Source organism: Flavobacteriales bacterium (assembly GCA_021739695.1).
Taxonomy (GTDB): domain Bacteria; phylum Bacteroidota; class Bacteroidia; order UBA10329; family UBA10329; genus UBA10329.
Genome location: JAIPBM010000033.1, coordinates 12,690 through 27,953, shown reverse-complemented (window position 1 = coordinate 27,953; position 15,264 = coordinate 12,690). Strand labels below are relative to the sequence as shown.

The 15,264-nt window shown below is 45.0% G+C and carries 14 protein-coding genes; 9 read left to right on the top strand and 5 right to left on the bottom strand.

Features of this window, described 5'->3' with window-relative positions:
- Positions 1-50 precede the first annotated feature (50 nt).
- Genes K9J17_16335 through meaB form a run of 3 tightly spaced genes read left to right on the top strand, consistent with a single transcriptional unit; the run spans position 51 to position 2,983 of the window.
- The gene (locus K9J17_16335; protein MCF8278297.1) at positions 51-935 is read left to right on the top strand and encodes a carbon-nitrogen hydrolase; all 885 of its coding nucleotides are present in this window, start codon (positions 51-53) and stop codon (positions 933-935) included.
- Positions 932-1,960: an agmatine deiminase family protein gene (locus tag K9J17_16330; protein MCF8278296.1), complete on the top strand. Its 1,029-nt coding sequence runs from the start codon at positions 932-934 to the stop codon at positions 1,958-1,960. Before K9J17_16335 ends, K9J17_16330 begins: the two co-directional genes overlap by 4 nt.
- Before the next feature lie 33 nt (positions 1,961-1,993).
- A complete protein-coding gene (gene meaB, locus K9J17_16325) occupies positions 1,994-2,983 on the top strand; it encodes a methylmalonyl Co-A mutase-associated GTPase MeaB (protein ID MCF8278295.1) in 990 nt (329 codons plus the stop codon).
- On the opposite strand, the gene K9J17_16320 is transcribed toward meaB, so the two are convergent.
- Positions 2,971-3,513 (bottom strand): hypothetical protein, encoded by a 543-nt coding sequence (locus K9J17_16320; protein MCF8278294.1) that lies wholly within the window; start codon positions 3,511-3,513, stop codon positions 2,971-2,973. The two genes, meaB and K9J17_16320, sit on opposite strands and share 13 nt — an antisense overlap.
- Before the next feature lie 136 nt (positions 3,514-3,649).
- Between K9J17_16320 and K9J17_16315 the strand changes: the two genes are divergently transcribed.
- Both K9J17_16315 and K9J17_16310 read left to right on the top strand, forming a co-directional pair.
- Entirely contained in the window at positions 3,650-4,852 is a 1,203-nt protein-coding gene (locus K9J17_16315) for a pyridoxal phosphate-dependent aminotransferase (protein ID MCF8278293.1), read from the top strand.
- Between the two features lie 72 nt (positions 4,853-4,924).
- Complete coding sequence (locus tag K9J17_16310) at positions 4,925-5,893, top strand: T9SS type A sorting domain-containing protein (protein MCF8278292.1); 969 nt, start codon at positions 4,925-4,927, stop codon at positions 5,891-5,893.
- Positions 5,894-6,099: 206 nt separating this feature from the next.
- Here the strand turns inward: K9J17_16310 and K9J17_16305 are convergent, their stop codons facing one another.
- Positions 6,100-7,245, bottom strand: coding sequence for a T9SS type A sorting domain-containing protein (locus tag K9J17_16305; protein ID MCF8278291.1), 1,146 nt, complete (start codon positions 7,243-7,245; stop codon positions 6,100-6,102).
- An 85-nt stretch (positions 7,246-7,330) separates the two neighbouring features.
- Here K9J17_16305 and K9J17_16300 point away from each other — a divergent pair, with 85 nt between their 5' ends.
- The 3 genes from K9J17_16300 to K9J17_16290 all read left to right on the top strand — a co-directional run bounded on the left by K9J17_16300 (position 7,331) and on the right by K9J17_16290 (position 11,069).
- Entirely contained in the window at positions 7,331-9,205 is a 1,875-nt protein-coding gene (locus K9J17_16300; protein MCF8278290.1) for a CBS domain-containing protein, read from the top strand.
- A gap of 3 nt (positions 9,206-9,208) precedes the next feature.
- Complete coding sequence (locus K9J17_16295; GenBank protein ID MCF8278289.1) at positions 9,209-10,411, top strand: succinylglutamate desuccinylase/aspartoacylase family protein; 1,203 nt, start codon at positions 9,209-9,211, stop codon at positions 10,409-10,411.
- A 76-nt stretch (positions 10,412-10,487) separates the two neighbouring features.
- Positions 10,488-11,069, top strand: a complete 582-nt coding sequence (locus K9J17_16290) for a hypothetical protein (protein ID MCF8278288.1) — start codon at positions 10,488-10,490, stop codon at positions 11,067-11,069.
- Between the two features lie 7 nt (positions 11,070-11,076).
- Here K9J17_16290 and K9J17_16285 read toward each other — a convergent pair whose 3' ends face one another.
- Entirely contained in the window at positions 11,077-11,277 is a 201-nt protein-coding gene (locus K9J17_16285) for a hypothetical protein (GenBank protein ID MCF8278287.1), read from the bottom strand.
- Between the two features lie 122 nt (positions 11,278-11,399).
- Here K9J17_16285 and dapA point away from each other — a divergent pair, with 122 nt between their 5' ends.
- Positions 11,400-12,275 (top strand): 4-hydroxy-tetrahydrodipicolinate synthase, encoded by an 876-nt coding sequence (dapA, locus tag K9J17_16280; GenBank protein ID MCF8278286.1) that lies wholly within the window; start codon positions 11,400-11,402, stop codon positions 12,273-12,275.
- Positions 12,276-12,314: 39 nt separating this feature from the next.
- Here dapA and K9J17_16275 read toward each other — a convergent pair whose 3' ends face one another.
- Together K9J17_16275 and K9J17_16270 are read right to left on the bottom strand one after the other, a co-directional pair.
- Positions 12,315-12,800 (bottom strand): hypothetical protein, encoded by a 486-nt coding sequence (locus K9J17_16275; GenBank protein ID MCF8278285.1) that lies wholly within the window; start codon positions 12,798-12,800, stop codon positions 12,315-12,317.
- Between the two features lie 39 nt (positions 12,801-12,839).
- The gene (locus K9J17_16270; protein ID MCF8278284.1) at positions 12,840-15,185 is read right to left on the bottom strand and encodes a T9SS type A sorting domain-containing protein; all 2,346 of its coding nucleotides are present in this window, start codon (positions 15,183-15,185) and stop codon (positions 12,840-12,842) included.
- Positions 15,186-15,264: the final 79 nt, after the last annotated feature.

Below are 15,264 nucleotides of genomic sequence, written 5' to 3'. Positions count from 1 at the left end.
TTCCGCTTAAGGTCTCTTATATTTATCGCCTCACAAATTGAATACAGAATATGAGTAAATATAAGATTGCGGTGGTGCAGTTGAACCTGAACAATACGGCCGAGAATAATCTAAAAAAGTGCGAAACTTGGGTTCGAAAGGCAGCTGAGCAAGGTGCCGAGGTAATCTGTTTGCCAGAATTGTATAGCAGTCATTACTTCTGTCAATGCGAGGATACTGCCAATTTTGCCTTGGCAGAACCATTGTACGGTACTTCGTTCAACGCTTTTAGCAAGTTGGCAAAAGAGTTAGGCGCGGTCATCATCGTTCCATTTTTCGAAAGAAGAATGGCGGGCATTTATCACAATAGCGCATACATCATCGATACCGATGGAACAGAGGCTGGCCTGTATCGCAAAATGCATATTCCAGACGACCCACATTTCTACGAGAAATTCTATTTCACACCAGGTGATCTGGGATTCAAGAACATTCCGACCAAAAAAGGAAACATCGGCACGCTCATTTGTTGGGATCAATGGTATCCGGAAGCGGCTAGATTGACTGCCTTGCAAGGCTCGGAAGTGTTGTTTTACCCAACGGCTATTGGTTGGCATCCGCAAGAGAAAGAGGAATATGGAGAGAAGCAATACAACGCTTGGATGAATGTGATGAAAGGGCATGCGGTGGCAAATGGCGTTTTCGTGGCGGCAGCAAACAGAATTGGTTTGGAGCAATATGTTCCTGGTACAGCCGGAATTGAGTTTTGGGGCGCATCGTTCATTGCTGGTCCGCAGGGAGAGATTCTAGCTATGGCTTCGCACGATAAGGAAGAGATTCTAATGGCGGATGTTGACTTGGACCTTCAGGAGAATGTGCGCCAGAACTGGCCATTCTTCCGAGACAGAAGGATTGATGCTTTTGGAGACATCACCAAAAGAGCCATCGATAAATGAGACGATTTCCTGCTGAATGGGAAAAGCAACGTGGCATGCTGCTTTGTTTTCCGCACAATGGCAACGATTGGCCAGGGAAATACGCAGCCGTTCAATGGGCTTTCATTGAATTCATCAAGAAGGTTTCTTCCTACGAAGACGTCATTCTGGTGGTCAACGATGAAACGCTCAAAGAAAAAGTGACAGATATGCTCCAACGAGCGCATGTCGATCTGAAGAAGGTATCTTTCATCCTTCATCGCACTAACCGCAGTTGGATGCGCGATTCAGGACCCATTGTTGTCCAAAATGGGAGCAAGCGGGAAGCGCTCAATTTCCATTTCAATGGTTGGGCCAAGTATTCCAATTATCAGTTGGATAAAGGTGTGCCGCAGAAAGTGGCCGATTTCCTGAAGCTTCCACTTACCTCCGCAGTTTACAAAGGAAAACCAGTGATTTTGGAAGGTGGCGCCATCGATGTGAACGGAAAAGGCACCTTGCTTACTTCAGAAGAGTGTCTGTTGCATCCGAGCATTCAGGTCAGGAATCAAGGATTCACCAAAGCAGATTACGAGGCCGTTTTCAAGGAATATCTGGGAGTTACCAATGTGATCTGGTTAGGAGATGGAATTATTGGCGATGATACCCACGGACACATTGACGACCTGTGTCGCTTTGTGAGTGAAGACACAATTATTACTGTAGTGGAAACGGACAAGAACAGCCCGAATTATAAGGCACTTCAAGACAATTATCAACGTTTGCAAAAAGCAATTCTCGAAAATGGGAAAGCCCCAAAGGTGGTCAGCTTGCCGATGCCGAAACAGATCGTGTTTGAAGAGCTAAGCCTACCTGCAAGTTATGCGAACTTCCTGATATTGAACAAGTGTGTGCTGGTTCCAACCTTTAACGATAGCAACGACCGTGTGGCGCTCAATATCATTGCCGATTGCTTTCCAGACCGCGAGATCATTGGCATTGCAGCTACCGACCTGATTTGGGGTTTCGGAACGTTGCATTGTCTCAGTCAGCAGATTCCTGCGTAAGGGGCTGTGAATTCAAGTTGGTAAATTAGCAGTATGTCTCAACCCATCAGCATTCAGGATTTAGCAAAAGGTGTGCTGGCAGGTGACCGTGTTTCGCTTGCCAAAGCCATTACCTTGGTGGAAAGTACACGGGATGAGCAACTGGAAAAAGCCGCAGAACTTGTCACGCTATGTTCCTCGCACGGCTTGGAAAGTCAGCGTATTGGAATAACAGGAGTTCCTGGAGTTGGGAAAAGCACGTTCATCGATGCTTTCGGTTCTGCATTGACCAAAGCAGGAAGGAAAGTGGCAGTTTTGGCTGTTGATCCTAGCAGTGATATTACCAAAGGCAGCATTCTGGGAGATAAGACACGCATGGAACGGCTTTCTGCCGATCCGAATGCATTCATCCGACCAACACCTTCTAGCGGTTCGCTCGGTGGAGTGGCGCGCAAAACACGCGAAACCATCACGCTTTGCGAAGCTGCCGGTTACGATACGATCTTGGTAGAAACCGTTGGAGTAGGACAGAGCGAAACGGCCGTTCATTCGATGGTTGATATGTTCGTGCTGTTGGTATTGGCAACCGCAGGCGATGAACTGCAAGGCATCAAACGCGGCATCATGGAAATGGCCGATCTGGTCATCATCAATAAGGATGATGGCGAAAATGCCAGTTACACGAAATTGGCGAAGGCCACGTATCATCAAGCCTTGCATTTGTTTCCAGCCAAGGAAAGCGGCTGGACCGTTCCGGTGCTTTCTTGTTCATCGCTGAACGGAAACGGATTGGAGGAAATTCTAAAATCCTGCGATAGTTTCTTCAACCACGTTCGCATAGGTGGTTTTTTGACAGAGAATAGAGCGAATCAGAATGGATTTTGGCTCGAACAGGCCATTTCTGAAGAGTTGAACCATCGGTTTTACTCAAATCCCTCGACATTGGAAAGCTTAGAGCAACTCAAATCTGCTGTGAAAGACGGAAAACTCAGTCCCTTTGCAGCTGCAAAAGAACTACTGAAGCATTGGGGTTATAGCAACTGACGGGCTTCTGCTTTCAATGCATCGATGGCCGAAGCAGTTGGCGAAAAGCCTGCTTTACTGAGAATTTCGAATAGCATGGAGCTGAATTGAACTCCCGTGGCATTGTCGCCCACGTTCTTAGCAGCAAGTTCAATCAATTGGTTTACCGCATTTCTGCTCTCAATCACCTTTTTCCACGCTTCGCTCGAAACATAAAGCTGTTGCGTGAGGTTGTGCTCAAATTCTTCGCGTATCGTCTTCTGCAATTCGCGTTTAAAAACCAAGGTTGTCATGGCTGGATGATGAACCCTTGGAATCATGTTATTCGGTTCAATTCGTTCCAGAAACAAAACAAGTCGCTCGTAGGCTTGCATGCGGGTCGGAATCATCTCCGAACGTGCAGGTAAAACATTGGCTTTCGCCTGAAGAATGGCCAACTCGCGTTGTTCTTCCAAAAATTTCTTGAGAAGAAAGTAAGCGGTCGCAAATACAATTCCAGAGGGAATCGTGTACTTCAGTATTTCTAGGATGACAGCGACAGTTTCGTTCATGACTTGAATTTGGCGTGAAATTACTTTTTCAACGCATTTACCTCACCGCTTAGTATGTTGAATTGTATTAATAACCTGATCTCATCAGTCCTTAAAATCCTCATCACATGCATTAGCTTTGCGAAAAATTTCATCAATGGATAAGTATCTATCACAACGGATCAAGAAACTCAGCGAATCACAAACCATTGCCATGGCGCGTAGAAGTCGCGAATTGCAGGCCGAAGGGATCGATGTGATTTCTCTTAGCTTAGGTGAACCCGATCTGAATGCGCCTGACCACGTGAAAGAAGCGGCCAAAAAAGCCATTGATGATAACTGGAGTCATTATCCGCCAGTTGCAGGTTATCCTGACTTGCGTAAGGCGATCTGTGAGAAATTCAAACGCGAAAATGGATTGGAGTATAAACCAGACCAGATCGTTGTTTCTACTGGTGCTAAGCAGTCGCTTGCCAATGTTATTTTGAGTTTGGTTGATCCAGGAGATGAAGTGGTGATTCTTGCTCCATATTGGGTCAGTTATTTGGAATTGGTGAAGTTGGCAGGAGGAAAGGCCAAGTTCGTAACAGCAGGAATTGAAACGGATTTCAAATCGACTGCTGACGAATTGGAAGAGGCGATCAATGACGACACGAAACTTGTCATTTTCAGTTCGCCAAGCAATCCGACAGGTTCGTTCTACACTAAAGAGGAATTGGCAGGGTTCGCTAAGGTTATTTCGCGAAATCCACGTGTATTTGCCATTGCGGATGAGATCTATGAGCACCTCAATTTCATAGGCAAACACGAAAGTTTGGCGCAATTTCCAGAAGTGTATGATCAGGTTATAACGGTAAATGGTGTTTCTAAAGCCTACGCCATGACCGGATATCGTATCGGTTACATCGGAGCTCCATTGTGGATTGCTAAAGCTTGCGATAAGATGCAAGGACAGATTACTTCTGGTGCGTGCTCCATAGCTCAACGTGCTACTATTGCAGCATTAGAAACACCTCAGGATTGGTTGAAAGACATGTGTGATCTCTTTCAAACAAGACGAGATCTGGTTACAGAGTTATTCTCAAATATTGAAGGTTTTAAAACCAATATGCCTGGCGGTGCCTTCTATCTTTTTCCAGAAGTTTCTGCGCTTTTTGGCCATTCTTTCAACGGTCAAGAAGTAAACGATGGTAATGACCTTTGCATGTATTTCTTGAACGAATGTCATGTGGCGATGGTTCCTGGTGAGGCTTTTGGAGCTCCCAATTACATCCGTTTGTCTTACGCAACTTCAGAAACGAATTTGAAAGAAGCTGCTCGAAGGATCAAGATAGGAGTAGAGAAGCTGTTGCATCATTGAAAAGGTGCGTGCTTGGTTGATTGGAGGCAGCCCAATTCGCTTTGATGCGTTTAAGCTGCAAACCGTCCAACCATGAAACACCTTTTGACTTTTTTCCTTTTCCTCGTTTTTTCTTTCTCCGCATCATCGCAGACTGTCTGTGATTCGCTGGATTTCATTTCAATCAAATACAGTCCATTCACGGATTCCGTGATTGTGGTTCATGTTGAGAACAATAATTCGAATGAGATTTTCGATTATCCGGGTTTTGTGATCATTGACGACAATGGTGATACGCTCGCTAAGGAAACCGTCAATTATTTCGGAATCGGATCAGAGTCGGTGCATTTGTTGGAAGTGAGTAATGGAGTTCATGATCCACTCGATAATTTCTCGGGGCAACTGGAACTCTTCACTGGTTTTTACGACACACAAGTGTGTACGTGGCCGCTTGATCAATCACTTTGTGCTGATTCTCCGTGCGATTCGCTCGTTATTGGCTTTCAGAATTGGGGCGGTGCCTTGGTGTTAGGAGATTTTGCTTGGAGCGTGTCTGACACTTCAGGTTCAATCATAGAATCTGGCGTGCTTACAATGACTACCAACGAGCAATACTGGTTTCACGGGCTGTGTCTTGCTCCTGGAACATATTCATATTCATTGTCTGCATTGGGAGAACCTTCTGGAGGAGGACCAACGTTAACCGTTTCTTCTTCAAGTAGTTTTGCTTCACCAACCATTTCTGCACCTTTAGATTGGTTCAATGATCCTGGAGCTGAGATTGAATTTCCATTCTTTTTGCATTGTGCGGCCGAATCGCCAAATGGCGTCCAAGAGCTACAAACGGAAGCAGTCACATTAATTAGAAACGGAGATCAGCTGTCCGTGACCAGCGCTAATGAAATGGAGTTGATTGTGCTTTACGCGGTAGATGGAAAATTGCTCGGAAGCTTTGCTCCGAACACGAATCGATTTGATTTTCCTTCACAGATGAAACACGGGATGTATTTCGCTCGCATCAAAATGAATGGCGTTTGGATGACGGAGAAGTTCACTTTCTGATTCTCACAGTTCAATAACCGATTGCTCCATTAACAGACATTAACAGATGCTAACATTTGCCAATGGCTTGGCAGGGTAATTTTGATTCATCAAACTAACCGGCACTGGAGGGTAAATAGGTTGATTGGACAGTGCGAGGTGGTACGCAAGTAAAAGGCCCGAAGCAATTCTGCTTCGGGCCTTTTCAATTCAATCAAAAAACGAATCTATTGCTTCACAAAAGAATTGGAGAATAAGCCAGTTTCTGTAGCAACCATCATTTGGTAAACGCCTTTTTCAAGGTCGCTTACATCAACTGTTCTGCTAACCGCAGAAAAATTCTTCACCAGTTGACCGGTTGTACTGAACACAGAAATATTCAGGAGTTTTGAATCTGTGTTTTCAATCGTCAACATGCCAGTAGTTGGATTTGGATAAATGCCGATGGTAGCAATTTCCGTTTCTGCAATTCCAGCAGGAACCAGATTGCTTGGAGAAACCCCAATGAAGAATTTCCAGATCTCAGTGGTGTAATCGATGTCGTTAGTTGGTTTGAACAACCATGTGTGATCTGCTCCATGAACCTTGTAATGCACAACGCGCGAATCATCATTACAGCCAGCGTATTCTACATAATCAACGGTGTATCCATCATTACGAGTATTAGGGAACTGACCTTCTAGCGTTACGTTTCCACATCCATTGTTCGTGGTCCAGAAACTGATCCATTCCAATACACTGGTGCCGAAGGTGTTGTCATTTGTGCCTCCACCATCTGTTCCATAACCAACGGTTGCGTCTGCCGTTCCGTGGAAATGGCAAACACGTACTGGTTGACCAGGATTGCAAGTGAGCGTAGATCCAATCGGTCCAGAAACGGAAGCTGTAGCCGCCACTCGGTTGTTCAGTTCGCAAGCTAAGCGATTGGCCATGAATCCACCCATGCTGAATCCTGTTGCAAAAATTCTTGTCTGATCAATATTGTATTGCGCACTTAGCGTATCCATAAGTGCATTCAAAAAACCAACGTCATCCACCGTGCCATTTAGACTGATGCCGAATGCACCAGCACCAGAATTCCAAGCTGTTGAACCTGTAAAAGCCTGATCAACCAGTGCTTCAGGATATACAACGATGAAATTGGCCGTGTCGGCAACTGACTGAAATCCAACTCCTTGAAAGTTAGTTACGTTATCGCCCAAACCATGCAGTGCAAGAACCAATGGAACCGCTTCGCTGCCATCATAAACAGAAGGTACGTACTGAATGTATTTGCGGCTAACGCCATCATAATTCCAATTGTGGGTGGTTTGCTGCGCGAAGGATGCGGTGCCTAATGTGATACAAACAATGGATAGTAAGGTTCTTTTCATGCTTGAATTTTGAATTTGAGCGAAGTTAATAATTGTGAGAATGTCAATTGGCTGAACATTTATACCTTTTGCCAAACAAGTTCCGATGGGTGACCAAGCCGTAAAGTCCATTTCAGATCTGCGCGAACGCGCCAATTTTCTACGACATATTCTGCACGACATTGATGCATTTGATAAGATGATCGCTGAGCGATTGTTTGAAACAGGCATTCAACGAATAGGAGCAGAGCAGGAATTCTGTATTACCAACCGCAATTGGGAACCAGAAGATGCCTGCGCTGAATTGTTGGAAGCGCTGAGCGATCCACATTTCACTACCGAATTGGCCAAATACAACATGGAGTTGAATTTGGATCCGCAGGAATTGAAGGAAGACTCGTTTGAACGCGTAGAGCATCAATTACGGAAGTTGCTAGGAAGAGCAGAATCAGAGGCTGAGAAGCGGAATATGCACATCATTCTCACAGGCATTCTTCCCACCATTACGCCACGTCACATTGAATTTGAGCACATGACGCCAAATCCTCGATTCGAGGAGTTGAATCGCGTGATGAAAGAGCACAAAGGCGGAGATTTCGAACTCAACATTCAAGGTGTCGATCAGCTCATTGCCAAGCACGATTCCATTGTTTTTGAAGCATGTAACACCAGCTTTCAGACACATTTGCAGATAGAACAGGATGAAGCCGTAGCGCAATACAATTGGGCGCAGGCTATTGCTGGCCCCATATTGGCCGTTTGTGCCAATTCGCCATTGCTTTTAGGGAAAGAACTGTGGGCAGAAACGCGGATTGCGCTCTTTCAGCAAAGCATCGATATTCGAAGTGGTTCTACCCTTATTCGCGAACAGCAGCCGCGTGTAACCTTCGGCACGCGTTGGGTTAGAGAATCCATTTCAGAAATTTTTAAAGAAGACATTGCTCGCTTCACGTTCCTGGTTGCTGGCGATATAGAACACGATTCGCTTGAGGAACTCAAGCAAGGAAGAATTCCTGAGCTGAAAGCACTTCGAATGCATAACGGAACGGTTTATCGCTGGAACAGGCCGTGCTATGGTGTAGCAAAAGGCGTAGCGCATCTGCGCATTGAGAACCGTTATATCCCATCAGGACCAACCATACTGGATGAGATGGCAAACTTTGCTTTTTGGGTCGGGTTGATGAAGGGAATGCCGGAAGAATATTCTCGCATGTGGGAGAAAATGGACTTCAAGCGTGTGAAGGCAAATTTCCTCCGTGCAGCTTTAAGCGGCATGGAAACCAAGATGCAGTGGATGGGAAAAGTGGTGGACACCAAGGAACTTATTCATGATGAACTGCTACCTATTGCCGAAGCAGGACTTAGGAAAGCAGGTATTGATGATGCATCTATCCGGAATTATCTGGGTGTAATTCGTCAGCGTTTGAGTTCGCGCAATGGCGCACAATGGATGAAAGGCGCTTATCGTTCTCTGAAAGATGGACACTTGAAAGATGTTTCGTTGCGAAGAATGACCGCACTGATGCACCGCAATCAGACCAGCGGAAAACCTGTGGGAGAATGGCCATTGGCTTCAAAAGATCAACTTACCGGCAAAGAATTGAAGCTCGAAAAGGTGTACCAAGTGATGAGTACGGATCCGCAGACGGTACACGAACATGATCTAGTTGAATTGGTGGAAAAGATCATGAAATGGCGAGGTTTCCATCATGTTCCTGTAGAAAATGAAGCAGGAAAATGCATTGGTGTTATCACAACCAGAGATCTTGAAAAAGGCCGCGAGAAGTATGGAACTTTCGGAAACATGTTCGCTTCAGAGATCATGCAACGGAACGTGATCACCATCGACCCAAATGCACCCATTCTGGAAGCAAAATCGATCATGATAGAAAAAGGAATCGGTTCACTACCTGTCATTTATCAGGGAAAATTGGTCGGGGTTATCACTAAGTTTGACCTGGTTGAATTGGAAGACGAGTAGGAGTTGAGGAAAGTAAAATTTTACAGCCGTGCCTTGAATGAGCATTTCGAGGTTGAGCGGATCATTGGCGAGTTTCATGGAGATGAGAACGGTCCCGTTCTCGTTTTTTTCGGAGGGATTCACGGGAATGAATCGTCTGGTGTGGTGGCGCTCGTTCAGGTCATGAATGAGATCAAGCGTCTGAAACCGAAGATCAAAGGCAGCATTTACGCGATTGCAGGAAACATGCATTCCCTCGAAAAAGAGCAGCGTTTTGACAAAGAAGATCTCAACCGAATTTGGACGAAAGATCGGATTCGAAAACTGGATAAAGGAACCTACAACGAATCGGAACTGAATGCTGATGAATTGGAGCAACTCGAGTTATTCAAGATCGGGAAAGACATTTTCGCTAAACATGAACATCAGGTCTATTGCATCGATCTTCATACTACATCAGCTCCAACTGTTCCGTTCATAACGTTGAATGACACCTTGATCAATCGTGATTTCTCCACTAAGTTCCCTGTTCCGGTCATTATAGGAATTGAGGAATTCCTCATCGGTCCATTGCTGAGCTGGGTGATGGAGATCGGTTATCCTTCTTTGGCTTTTGAAGCTGGCGAACATTATTCTTTGGATAGCATCAAATACCATGAGGCATTTGTTTGGCATTCAATGGTTTATGGCGGATTGCTTTCTGAATCAGAAGTTCCTGATTTTGGAAAACAACACCTTCTGCTTGCTGCATCCAATTCCGACCACGGGAAGGTCTTTGAGGTGTATTTCAGGCAAGCTGTAAAATCAGAGGATAAGTTCACAATGAAACCAGGCTATTCCAACATGCAGCCTGTGAATAAAGGCGAACGCTTGGCGGAAACTACTAATGGCCCTGTTTTGGCGCCAGATGATGGACGTGTTTTCATGCCATTATACCAAGCGCAAGGTGATGATGGTTTTTTTCTGGTAAGATCTGTTTCGCCTTTTTGGCTGCATCTTTCTTCAAGACTTAGGAAAATACGATTTGACAGAGTCCTGACTTGGCTTCCGGGCGTAACGCGCGATCCGAGAGAGCGCCAAACACTTGTTGTAAATAAACGGATAGCTCGGTTTTTGGCCACTGAGATCTTCCATCTTTTGGGATATAGAAGTAAGCAACGTCTTGATACAGTAATCCGGTTTAGCAAACGGGAATATGACGTTCGAGGAGTTGCGAAAAACCAATAGCTTATCGTCAAGCTGGTGTTAACAAATCTCGACAAGTGCCGCAACCTTGTCAGTAACATTCAACGTAATTTGTAGTGTGAAAAAGTGGTTGCTAGATATTCCGTTCATCAACAAAATGCGGAAAATGGCCGGAGAGTATTTCCTGAAAAAGGAAATGCGTATCCGTACGCGGAAAGTGCAGAGTATGGGCTTGGACTCCGCTCGCAACATCGGCATCATTTTCAATGCGCGTGATGAGCGAACGTTCAAACTGATCCGCGAGTTTGCAGATAAATTGCGAGGTGGCGGCCTGCGAAATGTGAAAGCGTTGGGCTACGTTCCGAAGGCAGAAGTGGCCAGCTTTCTCCAGTCAAGTCAGGATTTTGATTTTTTCACCCGAGACGATTTCAATTGGTACTATAAACCGCAAGGCCGAAAAGTGGTCGGTTTTATGAGTGAACCATTTGATATTCTGATTGACCTGAGACTCAATAAATTCATTCCACTACTCTTCATTGTCGGGCTATCGCGCGCGCAATTCAAAGTAGGTCGCTTTGGCGATGGTTTCAAAGAATACTTTGATCTGATGATCAACGTGGATGACAACGCTGAACTTCCTTATCTGATCTCGCAGATACAGCACTATCTCGAAATATTCGATAATTCCAAAAAGAAGTAATCGTTGATCACTTCAGTTTTTCCTTACAATCGCAACCTTCATTTTCGAAAAAAGTGAGGGCTGCTTGATATTGATCTTTGGAATCATAATCCTCCATGCAAAAGTCGTGGTCGTTGATTATTGGACACGTACATTCAGCACATTTCTTACAAGAAGTGGCGCCAATTGCAATTGCGGAAATCATAAGTGGAAAGAGTAATTTTTTCATAATTGTGTTTGTTTTGGTCAAAAATATTCTTGAGTAGTGGCAACAAGACTGACCATCATCAATTCTTAAATTGATTCAAATTCTTCTGATCTGGAATAGTGTTGACCTCGTAAATTTGTAGCATGAAAGAATTGAAAGGAACAGGCGTTGCGATGGTAACGCCATTCAATGGTGATGGCAGCATCAATTACGGGCATTTGGAAAAACTGACCAATCACTTGGTGAATGGAGGTGTGGAATACTTGGTCGTTTTAGGAACAACAGGCGAGAGTGTGACCCTCAATAAACAGGAAAAAGAAGATGTTCTTGATTGTGTTGTAGGTGCAAATGCTGGCAGATTACCGGTTATTCTTGGGGTTGGCGGAAACAATACAGCCGCTGTTTGTGCACAATTGAAGAACCTTGATAAGACCGGCCTGACGGCCATTCTTTCGGTTTCTCCGGCCTACAATAAACCAACGCAGGATGGAATTTATGCTCACTACCAAGCAATTTCCGATTGCTCTCCGTTGCCGATCATTCTGTACAACGTTCCAGGCAGAACGGGTTCAAATATGGCCGCAGAAACCACGCTGCGACTGGCACATGATTTCGAAAACATCGTTGCCATCAAAGAAGCTTCTGGAAGTTTGGATCAATGTATGCGTATCATCAAAGACCGACCTGATGGATTCTTGGTCATTTCGGGCGATGACAACTTCAGCTTGCCGTTGATTGCGAGCGGAGGAGATGGCGTCATATCTGTGGTAGCAAATGCACTTCCACGCCATTATTCAGATCTTATCCGCGCAAGCCTTTCGGGCGATTTTGCCACTGCGCGTAGCCTTCAATACCGATTGTTCGATATCGTAAATCTGTTGTTTGTAGAAGGCAATCCGGCTGGTGTTAAATGTGCGCTTCGCGAATTGGACGTTTGCGAAGAACATCTTCGTCTGCCGCTAGTTCAAGTTTCAGACAAACTTCGCAACCAACTTTCCGAACTCGTTAGAGGATTGTAGCTTTAAAAGATTGGCGGAAATAGTGGTTGAAGAGCTCAATTACTTGGTTCGAGGGTCTTTGAAGTATCGGTATCGAACTGATTTTTCTGAATCTCCTGCAAACTTTACAATCACTTCTTCGGAGGCTGAATATCTCAGCGGTTTCAGGTCGAATTGGAACGTGTCTTTCACCAAACTTCGGCAAGGATCATTGTCAGGGTTCAGATGTTCCAACTCTACGATGGCCTGCGGAGGAAGACTTTTGGCATAAGCACCCGAAAAGTAAGCGTTGAAATCGTGCTCTTTGCAGCCGCCACTGTATCTGACAACAACAGATAGAATGTCTCCTTTCGTGCTCGCATCAAGTAACTGAAAATCGAATTCTGAACGTGGTTTTCGTGTGTTGTCGACAATAATTGGTTTGATGGAAGGAAGCTCAGCTACAACTTTCGCTGGCTCGGATGCCACTGTATTCTGACCATTGTTCTTACAGGCCATCAAACTGGCAGCTATCAACAGTAGAATCAAATATTGCTTCAAATTCATGATGCCTAGACGATCGTTTAAGCGTAAATCGCGTTACAATCAATCGTTCAAAACGATTACTTTCTTGGTCACTACGCCATTTTCTGAATAAAGCGAAACGTGGTAGACGCCATTTTTAAATGGACTCAGATCCAGTGTTGTTCTATTGCTTTTTTGACCGTTCACTTGGAGTACATTCCTTCCCAATAGGTCGGTTACGGTTATTCCAGTTAACATTTCTGCGTGTTCAACATCAATGTAAACTGTTCCATTGGTCGGATTTGGGTAAAGGTCCAATCTACCAAGATCTGTTTCTGAAACAGATAGTCCAGCAACCATTCCGAATTCAGTTTCCTCCGAATCTCCGAATTCACCGCCTTCAGCCATCACTACACCGTTACCATCTTTGAGCGAGTAACTTCCATTTCCACTGAAAAATCCGCAGCAGATTCCGTCACCAAAATCATCTACAATAAGAAACGTGTAGCAGCCATCTCCAACCAGTTGTATGGTTTCGGTGATGGTGGCATTGGCAGCATAAGCTCCAGGATCACCCTGTGCAGCGGTTTGATTTCCACCTCCGTTTGCACCAACATCTGTGTTGCCGCCCGATGCAACCAATTGATTGCTTGGGCCACGAACTTCCCAATAGGTTTCGTAACCGTAATTGTCTGTTTCTATGGTCAATTCCAATACTTGCTCGCCAACATTCAGATCGAATGTCTGGGTAGAACTGTTGTTGTTCGGATTTTCATCCGTTTGCCCATTGGCAGAAGAAATCTCCACATCAATGGTGTTTGTTCCGATCAAAGCAGTGAAACTTCCAAGTTGTACATTTTCTGTTGCTCCTTGAATCAGATCACCGGTCCAATTGGTGGTTTGAGCGCCTCCACCGTTGTAGCTGTAAGTAATGGTGCAACTGGTAAGGTTGCTGGTGCCATTGTTCTTCAATACAAATGTTGGAGAAATGAAAGCTGGTTCGCACAACACTTCTGGAACGTTCAATAATCCATACGAAGAGGCATCGAGCGTGTAAGAAACCGCTCCTGTTGGGTAGCCATCAAGCGTTGTGGCTCCAGTGCTCAACGGATCCAACCAATCGATCAATCGAGTAGAGGAAGTAGTGCCTGTATTCCACGATACACCAAAACGACCGTACCAGTCGGCCTGACCATTGTTTGAGCTTCCGCTGCATGCCGCTGCACCTCCATAAAGTTGTCCGATAATGCGATGATCCTGATTGAACAGTGGACTTCCAGAAGAACCGCCTTCGGTAACGCCATCTTCCCATTGATCGATGTACCAAACTTCTGCACCATCTTGGAAATTGTGAGTCGGACCATCTTCATCATGACAGATTTTCTTCAGATCTCCAGACGGATGGTGAATTCCAGTGGCTGCCGTTACCGCACTTTCTTGATCCGAATTGTCCCAACCTGCGAATTCCACGTTGAAATTGGCAGGAATGGCATTTCCGTTGTTGATTTCTAAAAGCCCGAAATCGGAACCTGAATTGTTGGCAAGAATGGTGGCACCAGAAACACTTTGGTTGGTCGGTCCTGTATTACCGCTACAATTTGCCGCTTCGTGGTTGAAGTAGAAAACCCAGTTTCCAACGCCACCTCCCAAGCAGTGATTGGCAGTTAGAAAGTATGGATAACCATCGTTGGCCGTATTGTTTATCAATGCTCCTGAGCACGTAGCGAAACCGCCATCAGCTATAAGAGCCACCGTTTTCTTTTCTACTTGCCAATCGTCTCCAAGTGGGCAGTTGATATTGATATTGCAAGCACCGCTGTTGCCAAAAGGACCACGGGCAAGTGCCTTCAATTCTTCAAACTGTGAATCCAGTCCGCGATAGGCGTGCACAATTTTAGAAATGGAAAGCGCTACATCAGAAGTGTTCGCATCAGCTGGAAGCTGCAATTCAATGATCACATTTTCACCATACACCAAACTGGTTGAAAGCATGCCATTGGCCTGCAGATTGGTGTAGTTGAACGAACCGATGAAGTGCGTTCTTTCCTCATCATACACAAAGAGGCTTGCTTTTTTAGGGATGTTGAATTGACTGAAAAGTACGCTGACACCTTTGGCGTTTGGAGCGTGTATTCCTAAACGCCACACGTTCAGATTGCCTTCAGTGGTCCAAGTTCCGCTGGTGGATGCATTCAGTTCCACATTGCGCTCAATCCCAAATCGGAATCCGAATTCCTTGTATCTGTCATTTTCCCTGTCTTCTTCAGAAATGGTAGTCATGTCCAATTCTGGTAGACGTATGAACTCAATTTGAGCAGAAGTAGAAGTTTGAGACCAAGCCAGTGGTTGACCTCCGTGACTTACTTGAGCCCATAATGAAGGAATTGCACAAAGTAGTAGTGCAGCAAGTGAAAGCGATTTTCTCATTTGGAGTAATTGATATGCTGCGAATATAAACGTACAAAAGGAGTTCTTTTGTCTTTAAATAGCCGTTTTAGAAGTGGGA

What these genes read in the sequence shown, in the direction of transcription:
- K9J17_16335 (MCF8278297.1), top strand. Translation starts at nt 51, where the DNA reads ATGAGTAAATATAAGATTGCGGTGGTGCAGTTGAACCTGAACAATACG.
- K9J17_16320 (MCF8278294.1), bottom strand. Translation starts at nt 3,513, where the DNA reads ATGAACGAAACTGTCGCTGTCATCCTAGAAATACTGAAGTACACGATT.
- K9J17_16275 (MCF8278285.1), bottom strand. Translation starts at nt 12,800, where the DNA reads ATGAATTTGAAGCAATATTTGATTCTACTGTTGATAGCTGCCAGTTTG.
- K9J17_16310 (MCF8278292.1), top strand. Translation starts at nt 4,925, where the DNA reads ATGAAACACCTTTTGACTTTTTTCCTTTTCCTCGTTTTTTCTTTCTCC.
- K9J17_16305 (MCF8278291.1), bottom strand. Translation starts at nt 7,245, where the DNA reads ATGAAAAGAACCTTACTATCCATTGTTTGTATCACATTAGGCACCGCA.
- K9J17_16300 (MCF8278290.1), top strand. Translation starts at nt 7,331, where the DNA reads ATGGGTGACCAAGCCGTAAAGTCCATTTCAGATCTGCGCGAACGCGCC.
- meaB (MCF8278295.1), top strand. Translation starts at nt 1,994, where the DNA reads ATGTCTCAACCCATCAGCATTCAGGATTTAGCAAAAGGTGTGCTGGCA.
- K9J17_16330 (MCF8278296.1), top strand. Translation starts at nt 932, where the DNA reads ATGAGACGATTTCCTGCTGAATGGGAAAAGCAACGTGGCATGCTGCTT.
- K9J17_16285 (MCF8278287.1), bottom strand. Translation starts at nt 11,277, where the DNA reads ATGAAAAAATTACTCTTTCCACTTATGATTTCCGCAATTGCAATTGGC.
- dapA (MCF8278286.1), top strand. Translation starts at nt 11,400, where the DNA reads ATGAAAGAATTGAAAGGAACAGGCGTTGCGATGGTAACGCCATTCAAT.
- K9J17_16315 (MCF8278293.1), top strand. Translation starts at nt 3,650, where the DNA reads ATGGATAAGTATCTATCACAACGGATCAAGAAACTCAGCGAATCACAA.
- K9J17_16270 (MCF8278284.1), bottom strand. Translation starts at nt 15,185, where the DNA reads ATGAGAAAATCGCTTTCACTTGCTGCACTACTACTTTGTGCAATTCCT.